Origin of the sequence: Cellulomonas uda, from assembly GCF_006538705.1 — a bacterium.
In the GTDB taxonomy this organism is placed as follows: Bacteria; Actinomycetota; Actinomycetes; order Actinomycetales; family Cellulomonadaceae; genus Cellulomonas; species Cellulomonas uda.
Genome location: NZ_BJLP01000036.1, coordinates 25105 through 41603, shown reverse-complemented (window position 1 = coordinate 41603; position 16499 = coordinate 25105). Strand labels below are relative to the sequence as shown.

12 protein-coding genes and 1 CRISPR repeat array are annotated in these 16499 nt (G+C 73.8%); of the genes, 1 reads left to right on the top strand and 11 read right to left on the bottom strand.

The window, feature by feature from the left end:
• Nucleotides 1-2122 (top strand): YhgE/Pip domain-containing protein (locus tag CUD01_RS11115; protein ID WP_141321089.1); only part of this gene is annotated, 2122 nt, incomplete at its 5' end.
• A 102-nt stretch (nt 2123-2224) separates the two neighbouring features.
• Here CUD01_RS11115 and CUD01_RS11110 read toward each other — a convergent pair.
• The 11 genes from CUD01_RS11110 to casB form a co-directional block, all read right to left on the bottom strand.
• Nucleotides 2225-2980 (bottom strand): sirohydrochlorin chelatase, encoded by a 756-nt coding sequence (locus CUD01_RS11110; protein ID WP_141321093.1) that lies wholly within the window; start codon nt 2978-2980, stop codon nt 2225-2227.
• 17 nt (nt 2981-2997) lie between these two features.
• Entirely contained in the window at nt 2998-4134 is a 1137-nt protein-coding gene (locus tag CUD01_RS11105; RefSeq protein ID WP_244937756.1) for a uroporphyrinogen-III synthase, read from the bottom strand.
• On the bottom strand, nt 4131-5411 hold the full coding sequence (gene cobA / locus CUD01_RS11100; RefSeq protein WP_094180550.1) for a uroporphyrinogen-III C-methyltransferase: 1281 nt from the start codon (nt 5409-5411) through the stop codon (nt 4131-4133). The genes CUD01_RS11105 and cobA overlap by 4 nt, the downstream gene beginning before the upstream one ends.
• On the bottom strand, nt 5408-5842 hold the full coding sequence (gene nirD / locus CUD01_RS11095) for a nitrite reductase small subunit NirD (RefSeq protein ID WP_141321088.1): 435 nt from the start codon (nt 5840-5842) through the stop codon (nt 5408-5410). Before nirD ends, cobA begins: the two co-directional genes overlap by 4 nt.
• On the bottom strand, nt 5839-8391 hold the full coding sequence (nirB, locus tag CUD01_RS11090) for a nitrite reductase large subunit NirB (RefSeq protein ID WP_208405060.1): 2553 nt from the start codon (nt 8389-8391) through the stop codon (nt 5839-5841). Before nirB ends, nirD begins: the two co-directional genes overlap by 4 nt.
• Before the next feature lie 393 nt (nt 8392-8784).
• Nucleotides 8785-12046: direct repeats of the CRISPR family, unit length 29 nt; unit sequence GGGCTCATCCCCGCGAGCGGGGAGACGAC.
• Nucleotides 12047-12090: 44 nt separating this feature from the next.
• On the bottom strand, nt 12091-12525 hold the full coding sequence (locus CUD01_RS11085; protein WP_243860733.1) for a type I-E CRISPR-associated endoribonuclease Cas2: 435 nt from the start codon (nt 12523-12525) through the stop codon (nt 12091-12093).
• A complete protein-coding gene (cas1e, locus tag CUD01_RS11080) occupies nt 12431-13375 on the bottom strand; it encodes a type I-E CRISPR-associated endonuclease Cas1e (RefSeq protein WP_141321086.1) in 945 nt (314 codons plus the stop codon). The genes CUD01_RS11085 and cas1e overlap by 95 nt, the downstream gene beginning before the upstream one ends.
• Before the next feature lies 1 nt (nt 13376).
• Nucleotides 13377-14051 carry a type I-E CRISPR-associated protein Cas6/Cse3/CasE gene (gene cas6e, locus CUD01_RS11075; protein WP_141321085.1) on the bottom strand — a complete coding sequence of 225 codons (675 nt, stop codon included), beginning with the start codon at nt 14049-14051 and terminating at the stop codon, nt 13377-13379.
• A 3-nt stretch (nt 14052-14054) separates the two neighbouring features.
• A complete protein-coding gene (gene cas5e / locus CUD01_RS11070; RefSeq protein WP_141321084.1) occupies nt 14055-14768 on the bottom strand; it encodes a type I-E CRISPR-associated protein Cas5/CasD in 714 nt (237 codons plus the stop codon).
• Nucleotides 14765-15937 (bottom strand): type I-E CRISPR-associated protein Cas7/Cse4/CasC, encoded by a 1173-nt coding sequence (cas7e, locus tag CUD01_RS11065; RefSeq protein WP_141321083.1) that lies wholly within the window; start codon nt 15935-15937, stop codon nt 14765-14767. The genes cas5e and cas7e overlap by 4 nt, the downstream gene beginning before the upstream one ends.
• The gene (gene casB, locus CUD01_RS11060; protein ID WP_166771964.1) at nt 15937-16485 is read right to left on the bottom strand and encodes a type I-E CRISPR-associated protein Cse2/CasB; all 549 of its coding nucleotides are present in this window, start codon (nt 16483-16485) and stop codon (nt 15937-15939) included. The genes cas7e and casB overlap by 1 nt, the downstream gene beginning before the upstream one ends.
• Nucleotides 16486-16499: the final 14 nt, after the last annotated feature.

Sequence of the window (16499 nt, the reverse complement as noted above, 5' to 3'; positions counted from 1 at the left end):
CCCGCCGATCGGCTCGCCGACGGCCGAGTTCGGGTACAGCGCGCGCATCTCGCGCGGGGTCGTCCCCGCGGCGACGCTCACGTCGATGCCCGTCTCGCCGCTCGACTACCCCTCGTTCAAGGGTGGCTCGGAGAGCTACGCGTCGGGCGCGCAGTCCGGCGTCGACCTCACGTCCGGCGCGATCCAGATCGACGACAACCTGCAGCGCCTGCACGACGGGGCGGCGGAGCTGCTCGCCGGGATCGTCCAGCTGCGCGACGGTGCGGGCACGCTGCGCGACGGGCTGGTCGGCCAGGCCGCACCCGGCGCGGAGCAGCTCGCGACGGGCCTGACCGGCTCGGCGGCGCCCGGCGCGCGCACGCTGGCCGACGGCCTCAACGACCAGATCCTGCCGGGGGCCAAGGACCTCAGCTCGGGGCTCGGCGGACGCCTCGTGCCGGGCATGTCCGACCTCCACGAGGGGCTCGCGGACCAGCTCGCCCCTGGAGCCGCGCAGCTCGCCGCGGGCCTCAACGACCAGCTCGCGCCCGGTGCCGCCGAGCTCGCGGAGGGCCTGACCGACTCCGCGGCGCCGGGTGCCGCGGCGCTGGCGGCGGGGCTCAACGACTCGGCCGCGCCGGGCGCCAAGCGCGTCGCGGCCGGCGCCGCCGCGCTCGACGCGGGCCTCGCCACGGCGCTCACCAAGGCGCCCGCGCTCGTCGCCGGCCTCACGCAGGTCGACGACGGCCTGGCGAAGGTCGAGGCGGGCCTCGAGACGCTCGCCACGCAGATCGGCACGCTGCCCGCCCAGGCGCAGCCGCTGCACGACGCGGTGACGTCGATGCGCGCGGGGATCGGTACCACGGCACCCCCCGCGGCGGGTCAGCGACCGAGCCTGATGTACGCCGTCAACGCCCTGCGCACGCAGCTGGCGGCGGCGTCCAACACGGCCACGGGCACCGTCGGGTCGATCCAGGACCTCGAGGCCGCGGTGACCGACCCGGCGACGGGGCTTGAGGCCTTCACGGCGATGCTGCCCGTCGGCGCGCAGGCGTCCTACACGGCGCTCCTCGGGGGCATCGCCGACGGTCTGGGCCAGCTCGAGACCGGCATGACCGGCTCGGCGACCCAGCTCGGCACGGCGTCCTCGACGCTCGCGCTCGTGCAGTGCGGGCTGTCCGCCGCGTCCCTCCCGGGCGTGTGCGACCCGGCCCGCCCCGGCCTGCTCGAGGGCCTCGCCGGTGTCGACGCGGGACTCACGACGCTGACCGACGGAGTCGTCGCGAGGGTCCAGGGCGGCGTGGGCACCGCGACCGACACGCCGGACGACGAGACGCTGCGCGGCGGCGTGAACGGCCTGCAGGCCGGCGTCGGCCTGCTCCAGGACGGCGGCGACGGACTCGTCACCGGGCTCGGCGAGCTCGGTGCGGGCGCGTCGCAGCTCAGCACCGGCGCGGGTGAGCTGTCCGCCGGCATCACCAGCGCCGCGCGCGGGTCCCGCACGCTGTCCACGGGCATCGCGGGCGCCGCGACCGGGGCGGGCCGCCTCGCCGAAGGGCTCGACACCGCCGCGACCGGCTCCCGGACCCTGTCGACCGGGCTCGCCACCGCGGGCACCGGCTCCCAGCGTCTGCTCGACGGCCTGCGCTCCGCGGCGGCCGGCTCGAGCCGTCTGACGGCGGGCATCGGGACCGCGGCCGAGGGTTCGAGCGACCTGGCGGTCGGCATCGGGACGGCCGCGGCCGGCTCGCGCGACCTCGCGGCCGGCCTGCGGGACGCCGCCGACGGCTCGCAGCAGCTCGCGGACGGTCTCGGCAGCGCCGCCGACGGCGCCCCGCAGCTCGTCGACGGCACCCAGCGCCTGTCCGACGAGGGCACGTCGCAGCTCGTCGAGTCGGGCGCGGGCACCGCAGCCCGGTTCGGCACGGGTTACGCGGTCCTCGCCGCGGGCGCCGAGCGCGCCGCGACCGAGGGCATGGCGTTCGGTGCACCCGAGGGTGCGACGGGGACCACGGCCTACTCGCTCGAGATCGCCGGGGTCGACGGCGGCAACGCGACGAACGTCGGCAAGGGTGTCGCCGCGCTCGCGCTGTTCGCCGCGGCCGGCGTGATCGGCACGGTCGTGCGGCGTCGCACCGCCTGACGGCGTCGCGCGGACGCGCCCCCGGGGAGCCCACGGCTCGCCGGGGGCGCGTCGTCGTGCCAGGGGGTGCCGGGCCGACCGCGCCCGGGACCCGTCGACGGCTCAGCCCGCCGCCAGCGCCTCCTCGAACCGGCGCAGGGCCAGCTGCGCCAGGCGCGGGTCGGGCGCGAGGGGCGCCGCGACCACGTCCGCACCCGCCTCGCGCACCCGGTCCAGGAAGAACCCGGGCGCGAGCAGGTACGACGCGACGACGACCCGCCGGTCCGACGCCGCGCGGACGATCTCGACCGCCTCGGGCACGCGTGGGCTCGCACCCGCGCCGTACCCGACGACCAGCCCTCCCCCGCGCTCGTCGGGCGGCCCGACGTGCCGGCCCAGGGCGGCCGCGAGCCGGTCGGCGGTCGCCCGGACCGCGAGCGCCGCGGCCGGGTCCGTCGAGCCCGCCGCGGCGAGCACGACCGCGTCGTCGGGCGCCAGACCCGCCTCCTCGAGACGGTCGACCAGGATCTCCACGAGCGTGGCGTCCGGCCCGAGCGGCGCGGCCGCGCACGCGTCCGGCACGTCGACCGCCGCCTGGACGTCGACCTTGACGTGGAAGCCCACCGAGAGCAGCAGCGGGACGACGACGGCCTGCGCGCCACCCGCGACCGCGTCCGCCACGACGTCGGCGACCTCGGGCGACTGCACGTCGACGAACGCCTCGCGCACGTCGAGGTCGCTGCGCAGCGCGGCGACCCCCGCGAGGATCGACCGGATCGCGGCACGGCCGTCGTGGTCGTCGGTGCCGTGCGAGCAGCCGACCAGGACGAGCGGCTTCGTCGGGCGTCGCGGGGCGCTCGCGTCCCGCGCCGCGCGCACCGCGGCGGTCTCCGGGGTCACGACAGCGCCAGCTCGAGCCGGTAACCGCGCTTGACGACCGTGCGGATGAGCCCGCGCGAGCCCGTCGCCTCCCGCAGCCGGGCGATCGCGACCTCGGCGGCGTGCGGGTCGCGCGAGTCGCCGGGCAGCGCCGCGAGGACCTGGTCGCGCGGCACGACGGACCCGCGAGCGTGGGCCAGCAGCCGCAGGATCTCCAGACCCGTCGGTGTCAGCGGCAGCACCCGGCCGTCGAGGACGGCCGCGCCGCGGTAGACGCGCAGCGGACCGGCGGCGGTCTCGAGCGCCTCCAGACCGCCGTAGTGGTTGACGATCAGCCGCACGAGCGACCCGAGCCGGCCGCGGTCGGGCACGAGCGGCTCGATGCCGCGCGCGACGAGCGGCGCCGCCGTCACGGGTCCGACGGCCGCCATGACCACCGACCCCTCGCGGCAGCGCTCGACGACCAGGTCGGTCACCCCTTGCGCGTCGGCGGCGTCGAGCCACGCCGCCGCACCCGGTGCGGACGTGAACGCGACCGCGTCGACCTCACCCCCGGCCACGGCGCACACCGACGCCGCGACGGCGGCCGGGTCGGGCGGCGGCCCCCAGCGGTACACGACGAGGCTGCGGACGCGCGCGCCCGCGAGCCGGAACGCGTCGTCGAGGCCATCCGACCCCGCGCCGTGGTGCTGGACCACGATGTCGCGACCGTGGACGCCCTCGTCGAGCAGGACCTGCGCCACCTCGGCGCTCGTCTCGGACTCCGCGACCCAGTCGGGCGTCAGGCCCGCCGCCTGGATCGCGCCGCGCGCCTTCGGGCCGCGTGCGACGATCCGGGCGTCCCGCAGCGCCGCGAGCAGCTCGTCGGCGATCCCGGCGGCGTCCGCGGCCTCGACCCACCCGCGGAACCCGATCCCGGTGGTCACGACGACCGTGTCCGGCGGGTCCGCGACGAGGTCGCGCGTCGCGGCGATGAGCGCCGCGTCGTCGATGTGCGGGACCATCCCGAGCGCCGCGGCGTGGCGCACCGCGGCGCCACGACGCGTGAGGGCGGCGGTCAGCTCGGCGGAGCGTCGGTCGGCGGTGATGAGCACGACGCACCCCGCCAGGGTCTGGTCGATCCCCTCGTGGGTCGTGCTCGGCGCGATGCTCACCACGCCATTGTGCGGTCTGTGAGGTCCGTCGTCTCGCACGCGTCCGCGCCTCGCGGGTCGAGCAGACCCGGCGCCGCGACCTCGCCCAGCACGAGCACCGCGGGTGCGCGCACGCCCGCCGCGAGCGCCGTCGCCTCGAGCGTCCCGAGCGTGGCGCGCGTGACCCGCTGCGTCGGGGTGGTCGCACGCTCGACCAGCGCGGCGGGCGTCGTCGGCGGCACACCCGCGGCGAGCGCGCCCGACGCGAGCTCGCCCAGCGCCGCCACGCCCATGAGCACGACGACCGTGCACGTCGCGTCGCGCAGCCCGACGAGCGCGGCCGACGACCAGCCGTCGTGGCCGTTCATCACGTGCAGCGCTCCGACCGTGCCGCGGTGCGTGAGCGGGATGCCCGCCGCGGCCGGCGCGGCGAGCGCGGAGCTCACGCCCGGGATCACCGTCACCGGGACCCCGGCCTCACGGCACGCGAGGACCTCCTCGCCGCCGCGCCCGTACACGAACGGGTCACCGCCCTTGAGCCGCACGACGACGCGCCCGCGCTGCGCGTGCTCGACGAGGATCCGGCCGATCTCGTGCTGCGGCACCGGGTGATGGCCGGGCGTCTTCCCGACGTCGACGACCTCTACGTCGGGCGCGAGCTCGTCGAGCACCTCGACCGGGCCGAGCCGGTCGGTCACCACCACGTCCGCCTCCGCGAGCGCCCGCCGGCCCGCGAGCGTCAGCAGCCCCACGTCACCGGGACCGCCGCCGACGAGCACGACCCGCCCCGCGCCGCCGCGGCGCCGCGCGCGCACGTCCGCACGCCCCTCCCGCAGGTGCTCGGCGAGCACGTCGCGCACCCGCTCCGCGAGCGCGTCGCGCACCACCGCCGTGCGGCCCGGGTCGGGCGCGCCGGTCGAGACGACGCCGACGAGCACGTCGCCGAGGCTCGTCGTCGCCGGCGTCCGTGCCGTGCCGCCCGCGGCCCGTGCGGCGTGCACGCAGAACACCCGGCGGTCCGCGGCCCAGCGCGCCACGTCGTCGTCGCACCGGCGGTCCCCCGTCGCCGTGTGCACGAGCCACACGCCGTCGAGGTCGCTCTCGACGACCTCGCGCGCGCGCCACTCGAGCTGACCCCAGCGATGCGCGTCCCGCAGCGGCTCGCACAACGCGGGCGCGACGACGACGACGCGCGCGCCGTCGGCCACCAGCGCCGGCACCCGCCGCGCCGCGACCGGGCCACCGCCGACCACGAGCACGCGCCGGCCCGTCAGGTCCACCCCGAGCATCGTCGTCATCCGGCACTCCCCGCGACGTCCGCCGACGGGCCCGCGAGCTCGACCACACCGTCCACGACGCGCACGCGCCACGTGCGCAGGTCCGCCGGCATCCCCGCCACCGGCGACCTGCCGACCGCGTCGAGGCACACGCCCGTGCGCAGGTCGAACACCTGCTTGTGCATCGGCGACGCGACGGTGGGCACCACCTCGTCGCCGACGTGACGCGTCCCGACGATGCCGCGCGACAGCACGTACGCACCGCAGAACGGGTCCTGCTGCTGCACGGCGTGCACCGTGTCGTCGACGAGCCGGAACAGCGCGACCTGCGCACCGCCGACCAACGCGGCCGCGCCGCGCTCCGGGGTCAGGTCCGCCAGCCGGCAGACGGCGACCCACTCACCCGCGGGCTCGGTCCGCCGGGTGTGCTGGGGGATGTCGAGGACGGTCATGCGCGTACCTCCAGGGTCGTGCCGGCGACGAGGACCGGCTCGCCGCGCTCGGCGGCGGCACGCTCGTCGGGCGTGGCGGGTCGGGCCTGGCCCCGCTCGGGGACGTAGGCGAGCGACGGGTCGGGCACCTCGGGGGCGTTCACGAACGACGCGAACCGCCGCAGCTTCTCGGGGTCCTCGAGCGTGGCGCGCCACTCGTCGGTGTAGTCCTCGACGTGCCGCGCCATCTGCTCGTCCAGGTCCGCGCAGATCCCCAGCGAGTCGTCCATGACGACCGCGCGCACGCCCTCGAGGCCACCCTCGACCTCGTCGACCCACGGTGCCGTGCGCTGCAGGCGGTCCGCCGTGCGGACGTAGTACAGGAGGAACCGGTCGATCGTCCGGATGAGCGTCTCAGTGTCGAGGTCCTCCGCGAGCAGCCGTGCGTGACGCGGCGTGAACCCGCCGTTGCCGCCCACGTAGACGTTCCAGCCCTTGTCCGTCGCGATCACCCCGACGTCCTTGCCGCGCGCCTCCGCACACTCGCGCGCGCACCCCGAGACGCCCAGCTTGATCTTGTGCGGGCTGCGCAGGCCGCGGTACCGCAGCTCCAGCAGCACCGCGAGCGCCACCGAGTCCTGCACCCCGAACCGGCACCACGTCGACCCGACGCACGACTTCACCGTGCGCAACGACTTGCCGTACGCGTGCCCCGACTCGAACCCCGCGTCGACCAGCCGCTGCCAGACGGCCGGGAGCTGGTCGATGCGCGCGCCGAACAGGTCGATGCGCTGACCGCCCGTGATCTTCGTGTACAGGCCGAAGTCCTTGGCGACCTCGCCGATCGCGATCAGCCCCTCGGGCGTGACCTCACCGCCCGGGATGCGCGGCACCACGGAGTACGAGCCGTCCTTCTGCAGGTTGGCCATCACGTGGTCGTTCGTGTCCTGCAGCGCCGCGCGCTCACCCTCGAGCACGTGCGCCGGGGCCGTCGTCGCGAGGATCGACGCCACCGCCGGCTTGCAGATGTCGCACCCGCGGCCCGCCGCGTCCGTGCCGAACCGCGCGATGACGTCGGTGAACGACGCGACGCCCGAGACGCGCACCGCGTCGTAGAGCTGCGCGCGGGACAGCGCGAAGTGCTCGCACAGCGCCGACGACACCGTGATCCCCTGCTTCGCGAGCTCCGTCCCCACGAGCTTCTTGACCAACGGCAGGCACGAGCCGCAGGACGTGCCCGCCCGCGTGCACGCCTTGACCGCGCCCACGTCGGTGCAGCCGTGCTCCGTGACCGCCGCCCGGACCGCGCCTGCGGTGACGTTGTTGCACGAGCAGACGCCCGCGTCGTCGGGCAGCTCGAGGTCGGGCGCACCCGCCCCGCCCTCCGGGAGCAGGTACGCGCCCGGGTCGCCGGGTAGCTCACGGCCCAGCATCGGCCGCAGGCTCGCGTACGCGGACGCGTCACCGACGAGGACGCCCCCCAGCAGCGTGCGCGCGTCGTCGGACAGCACGAGCTTCTTGTAGACGCCCGCGACCGGGTCCGCCCACACGACCTCGAGTGCGCCCGGCGTCGTGCCGAACGCGTCGCCGAAGCTCGCGACGTCCACCCCCGCGAGCTTGAGCTTCGTCGCCGTGTCCGCGCCCGGGAACTGCGCCGCCCCACCCAGCAGGCGGTCCACCGTGACCTCCGCCATCGCGTAGCCCGGCGCGACGAGCCCGACGCACGCGCCCCGGATGCAGGCGACCTCGCCGACCGCCGAGACGTGCGGGTCGTCGGTCAGGCACGTGTCGTCGACGACGACACCCCCGCGCTCCCCGACCGTCAGACCGCTGCTGCGCGCGAGCTCGTCACGCGGCCGCACGCCCGCCGCGACCACGACGACGTCCGCGTCCACGCGGCCCCCGTCCGCGAGGTCGAGCCGGCCCACACCCCCGCGGCGGTGCGGGCGGATGCGCGTGGTCATCGCGTTCAGCCGCACACCCACGCCCAGGCCGTTGATCAGGCGCCGCAGCGCCTCACCGCCGCCCAGGTCCACCTGCGTCGACATCAGGTGCGTGCCCACCTGGATCACCGTCGCCTGCGCGCCCAGCGCCTGCAGCGCGCCCGCGGCCTCCAGGCCCAGCAGACCACCGCCGAGCACCGCGCCACGCACCACGCGTCCGCTCTCCCGCAGCCGCTCGACGTACCCGCGCAGGGCCGCGACGTCGTCCACCGTGCGGTAGACGAACACGCCCTCCAGGTCCATACCCTCCATCGGCGGGACCCACGCCGACGAGCCCGTCGCGAGCACCAGGTGGTCGTAACGCTCCGTGCGTCCGCGCGCGGTGGTGACCGTGCGCGCCGACCGGTCGACCGCCACCACCTTGTCGTCCCTGCGCAGCGTGACGAGCGGGTCGTCCCACAGCGCCGGGTCGCCGAGCGCGAGGTCGTCCGCGTCGCGGCCGGAGAAGTAGCTGGTGAGGGCGACGCGGTCGTACGGACGACGCGGCTCCTCGGCCAGCACGGTGATGCGCCACGTGCCGGCGGTGTCGCGGTCACGCATGGCCTCGACGAGGCGCTGCGCCACCATGCCGCCGCCGACGACGACGAGGTGCTTGTTCACGGGGGGCTCCGTCCGACGGGTGACGAGAACACCGCCGACGCTACGAACCGCGTGTTTCGGGCACGCGTGCGCTCGCGTTTCCCGGTCGCAACCTTTCTCGCACACCGCGCCCCGCTCGCATGTGAGTCCGAATGCGGCGTCCCGGGGCACGGCACGAACCGAATCGCGCTGAGCCCGCTGTGCGCCTGCCCTCGGCCCGGGAGATGACCCCACCGCGGTACCCCATCTACCGAACTGGTGGACTCATCCCCGCGAGCGGGAAGACGACCCGGTGCTCGGGACCCAACGGCCCCACGCCGACGGCTCATCCGCGCTAACGGTGAGGCGACCGGAACCCGCGGCGCTTGAGCGGGGCAGTGCGGACTCATCCCCGCGAGCGCGGAGACGACTCCCCCGCGGTGGAGCGCGTAGAGGCGGTTGCGGGCTCATCCCTGCGAGCGGGGACACGACACGCGCGCCCACGTTCGACAGGTCGTCGAGCGCGGCTCATCCCCGCGAGCGGGGAGACGACCGTTGTCCGGGTTCGCGAGCGCGTCGTAGGTGGGGCTCATCCCCGCGAGCAAGAGGACGACTACGCGGACAGGTGGATCGTGTCCCGGTCGCCCGGCTCATTCCCGCGAGCGGGGAGACGACTGCCAGGCGCGCATGTACGCACGTCGGGCCTCGGGCTCATCCCCGCGAGCGGGGAGACGACCAGCTGCGGCAGTCCTTCAAGGACATCGAGCGGGGCTCATCCCCGCGAGCGGGGAGACGACGTGATGACGGGCCACGCCTCAGCGTTGCCGTCGGGCTCATCCCCGCGAGCGGGGAGACGACCCCGTGCTCGCGATGCGTCTCGAGGTACCGCGCGGCTCATCCCCGCGAGCGGGGAGACGACCGCCGCCCGGACGGCTCACGGTGGGTCGCCGCCGGCTCATCCCCGCGAGCGGGGAGACGACCGCTGCGTCAGCGCGAGGATCGCCTTCGGCGGGGGCTCATCCCCGCGAGCGGGGAGACGACCCGTGGGAGTCGCTCGCGACGATCGAGACCGACGGCTCATCCCCGCGAGCGGGGAGACGACGGCCCGCCGACGCTCGACCTCGACGACGTCCGGGGCTCATCCCCGCGAGCGGGGAGACGACGTCACGTCGCGCAGGTCGACCCGGATCGTCTGGGGCTCATCCCCGCGAGCGGGGAGACGACAGCCTGCCCGAGGCGCTGACGCGCCTCACGTCCGGCTCATCCCCGCGAGCGGGGAGACGACACGATGGTCACGCTCGCCGGGGTGGGCTTGGGGGGCTCATCCCCGCGAGCGGGGAGACGACGCCGGCGTGTGGGTCGTCTGCCTGACCGACGACGGCTCATCCCCGCGAGCGGGGAGACGACGCGTCGACCGACCTGCCCTCCGCCTCGGCCGCGGGCTCATCCCCGCGAGCGGGGAGACGACCTCGGGTCGATCTCGCCCACCTCGGGGGCATAGGGCTCATCCCCGCGAGCGGGGAGACGACCGCATCGAGCACCTGATCGACGCGGGCGAGGCGGGCTCATCCCCGCGAGCGGGGAGACGACATGAGCTCGACGCCCTTTAAGCCGTTGAGCGGGGGCTCATCCCCGCGAGCGGGGAGACGACGCGGGCGAAGGTGATGGTGGTCATGACGCCTTCGGCTCATCCCCGCGAGCGGGGAGACGACGATCACGAGCGCACCGCCTTGAAGTAGGCCAGGGGCTCATCCCCGCGAGCGGGGAGACGACCAGCGCCTGCGCCTCGTCGTCCTCGCCCCGATGGGCTCATCCCCGCGAGCGGGGAGACGACTCACTGACGGAGGTCTGACTGCCATGACTCGCGGGCTCATCCCCGCGAGCGGGGAGACGACTCAAACCGAAGATACGGGATGTCTCCGACGTACGGCTCATCCCCGCGAGCGGGGAGACGACGTACGCCTCCTCGTAGGCAGCCCGTGCCGCCCGGGCTCATCCCCGCGAGCGGGGAGACGACAACGGGTCGAAGGACACGGCGGGTCGCCCGCTGGGCTCATCCCCGCGAGCGGGGAGACGACCCGGTGCCGTACCGTGTTGCGCTCGACCGGCCGGGCTCATCCCCGCGAGCGGGGAGACGACGTCAGCGCCTGCACCATGGTGCGCAGCACCCCGGGCTCATCCCCGCGAGCGGGGAGACGACGTGCGGGCCTTCGTCGTTCACCCGGTCGACATGGGCTCATCCCCGCGAGCGGGGAGACGACGCGTTCGTGAAGCGGACGAACGCGGCCGGGTCGGGCTCATCCCCGCGAGCGGGGAGACGACTTGTCACGCAGGGTCTGGGTCGACTCGTTCCAGGGCTCATCCCCGCGAGCGGGGAGACGACCCGCTCGACCACCTCGGCCGCGTGATGATGAAGGGCTCATCCCCGCGAGCGGGGAGACGACCGCGGCGGCGTGCCCACGAGGAAGATCAGCGGGGGCTCATCCCCGCGAGCGGGGAGACGACATCGGGTCGAGGCCGAACCAGTACCGCCGCGACGGCTCATCCCCGCGAGCGGGGAGACGACATCTGCTCCGAGTGCCCCGTGCGTCAGGCGTGCGGCTCATCCCCGCGAGCGGGGAGACGACGCACGCCACGAGGATGCGCTGCTCTTCCCGCCCGGCTCATCCCCGCGAGCGGGGAGACGACGGCGCTCAAGACCAGGAGGCTCCCGTGAGCGACGGCTCATCCCCGCGAGCGGGGAGACGACAGGACGTCGACCGGATGGTAACGGCGCCTACTGGGCTCATCCCCGCGAGCGGGGAGACGACGACGCCGCGGCGTTCCACGGCACCAACTCGCCGGGCTCATCCCCGCGAGCGGGGAGACGACGTGCGTGCGCAGATCGCGGCCGAGATCAGGGAGGGCTCATCCCCGCGAGCGGGGAGACGACTGCCCGCCTCGCCGAGATCGAGGACGAGCACCGGGCTCATCCCCGCGAGCGGGGAGACGACAGGTTGCGGCCCGGCTTGGCGCCGCTCGCGACCGGCTCATCCCCGCGAGCGGGGAGACGACGAGATCAGCCTGCGCGAGTTCGGCCCGGTGACGGGCTCATCCCCGCGAGCGGGGAGACGACCCATCGAGGACGCTGCCCTGAGCCGCGCCTCCGGGCTCATCCCCGCGAGCGGGGAGACGACCCGGGCCGGAGTGTCGTCACGCGCCCGCTCGAGGGCTCATCCCCGCGAGCGGGGAGACGACGGTGGTGGTCATGGCGATCACGCGTCCGGGAGGGGCTCATCCCCGCGAGCGGGGAGACGACACCCCGGCCTCGAGGAGCAGGGTCGCGGTCGTGGGCTCATCCCCGCGAGCGGGGAGACGACGACGCCTCGGCGTAGGCGCCGAGCGCGGTCGCGGGCTCATCCCCGCGAGCGGGGAGACGACCCCAACTACGCGAGCAGCGCGACCGGCTTCCGCGGCTCATCCCCGCGAGCGGGGAGACGACGAGTGCAACCCGCAGGGCGGGGCCGGAGTGAAGGGCTCATCCCCGCGAGCGGGGAGACGACGCGAGGCCCGTCTGTCCGTGCTCGCGCAGCCACGGCTCATCCCCGCGAGCGGGGAGACGACGCCGCGGGGTACACGTCGGTCGCGCTGCAGCAGGGCTCATCCCCGCGAGCGGGGAGACGACACTAGTTGAACTGCAAGGACGCTCGTATTCCTATGAAGACTAGATCACTTCCGCGAGTGCCTGCGCCTGGATGCGTTGCTCCAACCCGCGGCACGCGACCCCTCATCACTGCTCTGCTCGGCCGGACGGAGCATCAACGTCACGCCCTCGATGTCGAGCGACGTCCAATGGTGTCCGTGGCTCCTGACGACGTAGCCCTGCTCGGTGGGAGCCGTGTGCACCATCAGTGCCCTGCCCGTGCCGATGAGGTCGACTGTTCGGGCCCACAGCTCGTCGCGCACACGGGTGGACGCGCGGCCCACGTAGACGCCTGCGGACACCTCGAGAGCCAGCGGGTGAGGTGTCCGCGCAGCCCTTCGGGGCAAGCGGTGAGGATGAGGACGATCACCAGCCAGGATCTCCCCAGTCGGTCCCGCCCGCGACGGTCCGCGTGCCACCGTCCCACAGCTCGACCACGTCGGGCTGCGGGACGGCCTCATCCTCGGAGTCGGGGGCGAGCAGGTGCCTGACATCCTTCGAGCAGCGCTCGAGCAGGTGCCCGTCGCGGAAGAGGTCACGCATGGCGCGCCTCGTCTCGGCACCGATGTCCATGAAACCGGCGGCGGCTGTCTCAAAGGCACACGGAATCGCATACTCCGCCTTGTACAAGTCTGCGATGTCGAAGACGAAGGACCGGACGTGGCCGGTGTGCACGAAGCCCAGCCCTGGCGAGCAGCCGAGCGCGACGATGACAGCGTGCGTGAGCCCGTAGAGCGCTGTGGTCGCCGCCGAGAGCGCCTGGTTCACAGGGTCTCCCGAGGCGAAGTCCTCCGGGTCGTAGCGGCGTCGCTCCCACTCGATGCCGTGGCGCTCCGCTTGTTCGCGATAGGCCCTTCGCACACGCGCGCCCTCCCGCCCTCGAAGCTGCTGCATGGTGAGCGAGCTCGTGTCCTCGCCGGGGAACCGCATCGCGTACATCTCACGCGCGACCCTGAGAAGAGACGACCGGTTGGTGACCAGCTCGGCCTGAGCAAGGAGGAGGCGTGACGACCGAGCGAGGGACCGTCCGTGCGCGTAGTAGCGAACGCCCCGCTCCCCCACCCACACGGCGGTCGAACCGGACTCTGCGAGCAGCATCATCGCCTGATGGCTGACGTTCACGCCGGGGCCGAGGAGCAGCGCGCCTAGCGAAGCCGCGGGGATGTGGACGGTGCCGCGCTCGTCCGTGGCGGTGATCGCGTTGGACTCGCGGTGGACGATGCAGCGCTCGAGGTACAGGAACGTCAGCCGGTCCTGGGCACGTGTGAGCTCTGCGAGCCGTGGTGGGCGCGGTCCCGGGGGCGTTGGCATCTCAGTGCAGCGGTGCGAGGGTCAACAGACCGCAGCCGTATGCCTTGGCCGGACCGACCCCCGTCGTCAACGCGCTCCGCAGCGCATCGGCGTCGATGACGTCGAGGACGCCGTCGAACTGGGCGACCGCGATCGTCACGGGCTTGGCCGAGCCTCGCCGCTCGAACTGGCGCACGTCTCGCCGCGTGACGGCCAACGCCCGCGAGCCGGCGGTGTCCGCTCCCACGAGCCTGAAGCCGCACGCCTCGGCGCGTTCGAGCAGCCATGCCTCCTGGTACTCGGCCGTCACGTGTGCGACTCGTCTGGCTCGTTGACCCTCACCCGAGCGGTGGTAGCGGGTGGGATTCGCAGTCAGACGGAACGCCCAGCGTTGGCCGGTCGTCACTGCCGAGAGAAAGGCCTGGTAGTCCTTCGACGCGCCTCTGTCGAGCGAAGGCCACCCCGCTTGCTCCGCGAGATGCGCAAAGTCCGGCCTGTCGGGGCTGACCACGTAGAGGAACGTGCGCCCTGCGTTCTCTGCATCGAGACGCCACAAGACGCGCGACGCCCCGGACCGTGCGCCGGTGGGCGGATCGAGGAACGACGACAGGACCGCAGCGTGCATCCGCTGAGGGCTGCTCAAGAGTCGCCAGGCATCGCGTCTGTGCCGGTTGAGCTGGATTCTGGACAGGTACATCGGCTACACCGCCATGAACGCGTCGTGGTCGAGACCGTCCTCCGACGGCCTCGCGTCCAGGCCCGGCACAGGTGTCCGGCCGAACTCGACCGTGCGCCATCCGTACTGCCGGTGCTGCGGGTCGAAGGACATCGGTTCGTCTCGCACGACGGTCTCGCCGTCGACGACCAGCTCGGGCGCGGCGCCCTTGTCGACGCGGAACTCGAGCATCGGAGGTTCTGCGCCGCACCGGCGGCGCCACCACGTGGCGGCTTGCCATGGCGTGTCCCGCAGGCACTCTCCCAAAGAGGCGTCGACGACGCGCGGGGCGAGTGGCTCAGCCGGTGGGCACGACCTGCGACCCAGATACAGCGGGAACGCCGGCCGCATCAGCGCGTCTGCGAACGCCTCGAGCAGTCCACGATCGCCGGAGACCACCGCGAGATAGCGGGCATCCGCCCGGTAGAACCGGTAGGACAACGGCATCGAGCTCTTGCCGTCCAGCGTGCGAGCAGTCTGGAAGTCCCGCAGGAGCTGCCCGGGTTGGTCGACCCGCACACCGAAGCGAAGATCGACGTACTCCTCGAGCGAGTCGGTGCGGCGCCGTCCCTGGGCGGCCGCAATCAGGCCCACCACACCTGACCGCGTGGGGGCATCGTCGGTCGACCTCGTCGTGAACCGACTCCCGCTCCCCCATGCCTGGAGCGGCGCCGCGAGCGTCAGGAGCAAACTCGTCACGAGTGCGCTCCCACACGCTCGGCCACGACCGTTGCGACCTCGTCGTACAGGTCCGGGAGGTTCGTCCACGCAGCCCCGGTGCCACCGCCCGTCGCCCACGAGGCGTCGAGACCCGAGCGTGCGGCGCCGACAGCAGTCAACCAGGCCCGGACCGGCCGGTGCCCCAGGTGGTCGGCCACCTCGGTCGCGCGCTCTCCCAGTGCGCGGGCCGCGACAGTGAGCCGAGGGGCGTCCGGCTCCGGTGTCACGGCGTCCTCGAACGCGCCGACGAGGTTCACGGGCTGGGTGTCCCGTATGGTCACGACCACAGCGTCGGGCAGTGTGCGGTTGGCGAACGTGTTCTGCTTCCCGGTCGGCATGGACTCGACGAACGCGCGGACGAACGCCTGAACTGCGCGCTTCGTCGCCTCGTCGTCGCCGAGGTTCGTCCGCAACAGGTCGACGTCGACCGTCGCGTACCTGTAGAGCGTCGAGGAGTTGAACTCGACGGTCCCGATCATGCCCGCACCCGCGTCCTCGTCCGCAGCAAGGCTCTTCACGTCGTCCACGGCGGTGAAGTAGTCGAACTCGTTGTCGACCGCGTGGACCGAGATGGCGTGCGCGACTTGTGCCGCGGCGTCGACGTTGAAGTCAGTGACGTCAGCGACCATCCGGCCGAACAGCGCGATGTCGACCGAGTGGTCTACGTCGAGCAGCCCTCGTCCCTTGATCTGCTTGAAGGCCTGATCGACGTCGTCGGATCGGCCGGCGTCGACCGCTCGCTCCGCGAGCCGGTCGATCTGGTGCCGGGAGAGGAACACCAGGTAGGTGGTCTCCTGACGCGGGGCCTCCTCGCCGGGCTTGGGCTTGTTCGCCGCCTTGAGGACCAAGCCTGCGGCCTTGACGACCCGTTCCGCGAGGTCCGTCGCCTGAGGCGCGAGGTCGGGCGCCGTCTCGGTGATCCGCTCGGCGACGAGCTCGACGACGCGCTTGGTGCGCACACCCAGCTCGCTGCGGTCGAGAAGGTCGTCGAACGCGAGCCGCGTCGCACGCTTCCATGCCTGAGAGGACACGCGCGCCCGCCGCTTTCCTCCGAACACCGCGGTCTTCGGGCTGCCGGTGTCGTCGCGGTTGACGTTGCTCGGCGGGACGGTCTGCAGGGCGTGGACCTCGACGATGGTGCGGGACATCACTGCTCCTCAGAGGTGGTGCTGGTGGGTTCGGTGGTCGGTGTGACGCGGTAGAACGCTCGACCCCAGCGGAGCCGTACCTCGTCGCGACGAAGCGGGTCGACGAACTGGGCCAGGTCCTGCGCGAACCAGCCGTAGTCGAACCCACGGCGCCCCCCGCGCAGGAGCTGGACCAGGCCGCGGGAATGGTGCAGGACCTCGTCCCAGGACTCGGCGGTCCCAAGTGCCTGGAAGCGTCGCGTCACACCCGGCACTGGCTCACCACCACGCCGCGCGATCCCGCCGAGCGCAGTTCCGAAACGCTCGCCTCGGATGTGCATCGGCTGGGACAGCGACTGCTGGTGGAGCGCATACAAGCCGAGCGCTGCAGCGACGGCGCGCTCGTCGGGCGTCGGCGGCCCGCCTGTCAACGGCGCGTCGGGATCGACGACCAGCTCGAGAATCTCGGGAACCGCACCCAAGGGTTGGCCGAGGCTTCGGCGCAGGTGAGCGAGCGAGGCCCGCGAGCGGGACGTGCCGGCGAGGTACTCGCGCTGGAGGCGCTCCACCGCACGGTCCACGA

Coding starts and splice junctions, on each gene's coding strand:
- cobA (WP_094180550.1), bottom strand. CDS start 5,411: ATGACGACGATGCTCGGGGTGGACCTGACGGGCCGGCGCGTGCTCGTG.
- nirD (WP_141321088.1), bottom strand. CDS start 5,842: ATGACCGTCCTCGACATCCCCCAGCACACCCGGCGGACCGAGCCCGCG.
- nirB (WP_208405060.1), bottom strand. CDS start 8,391: ATGGTGGCGCAGCGCCTCGTCGAGGCCATGCGTGACCGCGACACCGCC.
- CUD01_RS11085 (WP_243860733.1), bottom strand. CDS start 12,525: ATGAGGCCGTCCCGCAGCCCGACGTGGTCGAGCTGTGGGACGGTGGCA.
- cas1e (WP_141321086.1), bottom strand. CDS start 13,375: ATGCCAACGCCCCCGGGACCGCGCCCACCACGGCTCGCAGAGCTCACA.
- cas6e (WP_141321085.1), bottom strand. CDS start 14,051: ATGTACCTGTCCAGAATCCAGCTCAACCGGCACAGACGCGATGCCTGG.
- cas7e (WP_141321083.1), bottom strand. CDS start 15,937: ATGTCCCGCACCATCGTCGAGGTCCACGCCCTGCAGACCGTCCCGCCG.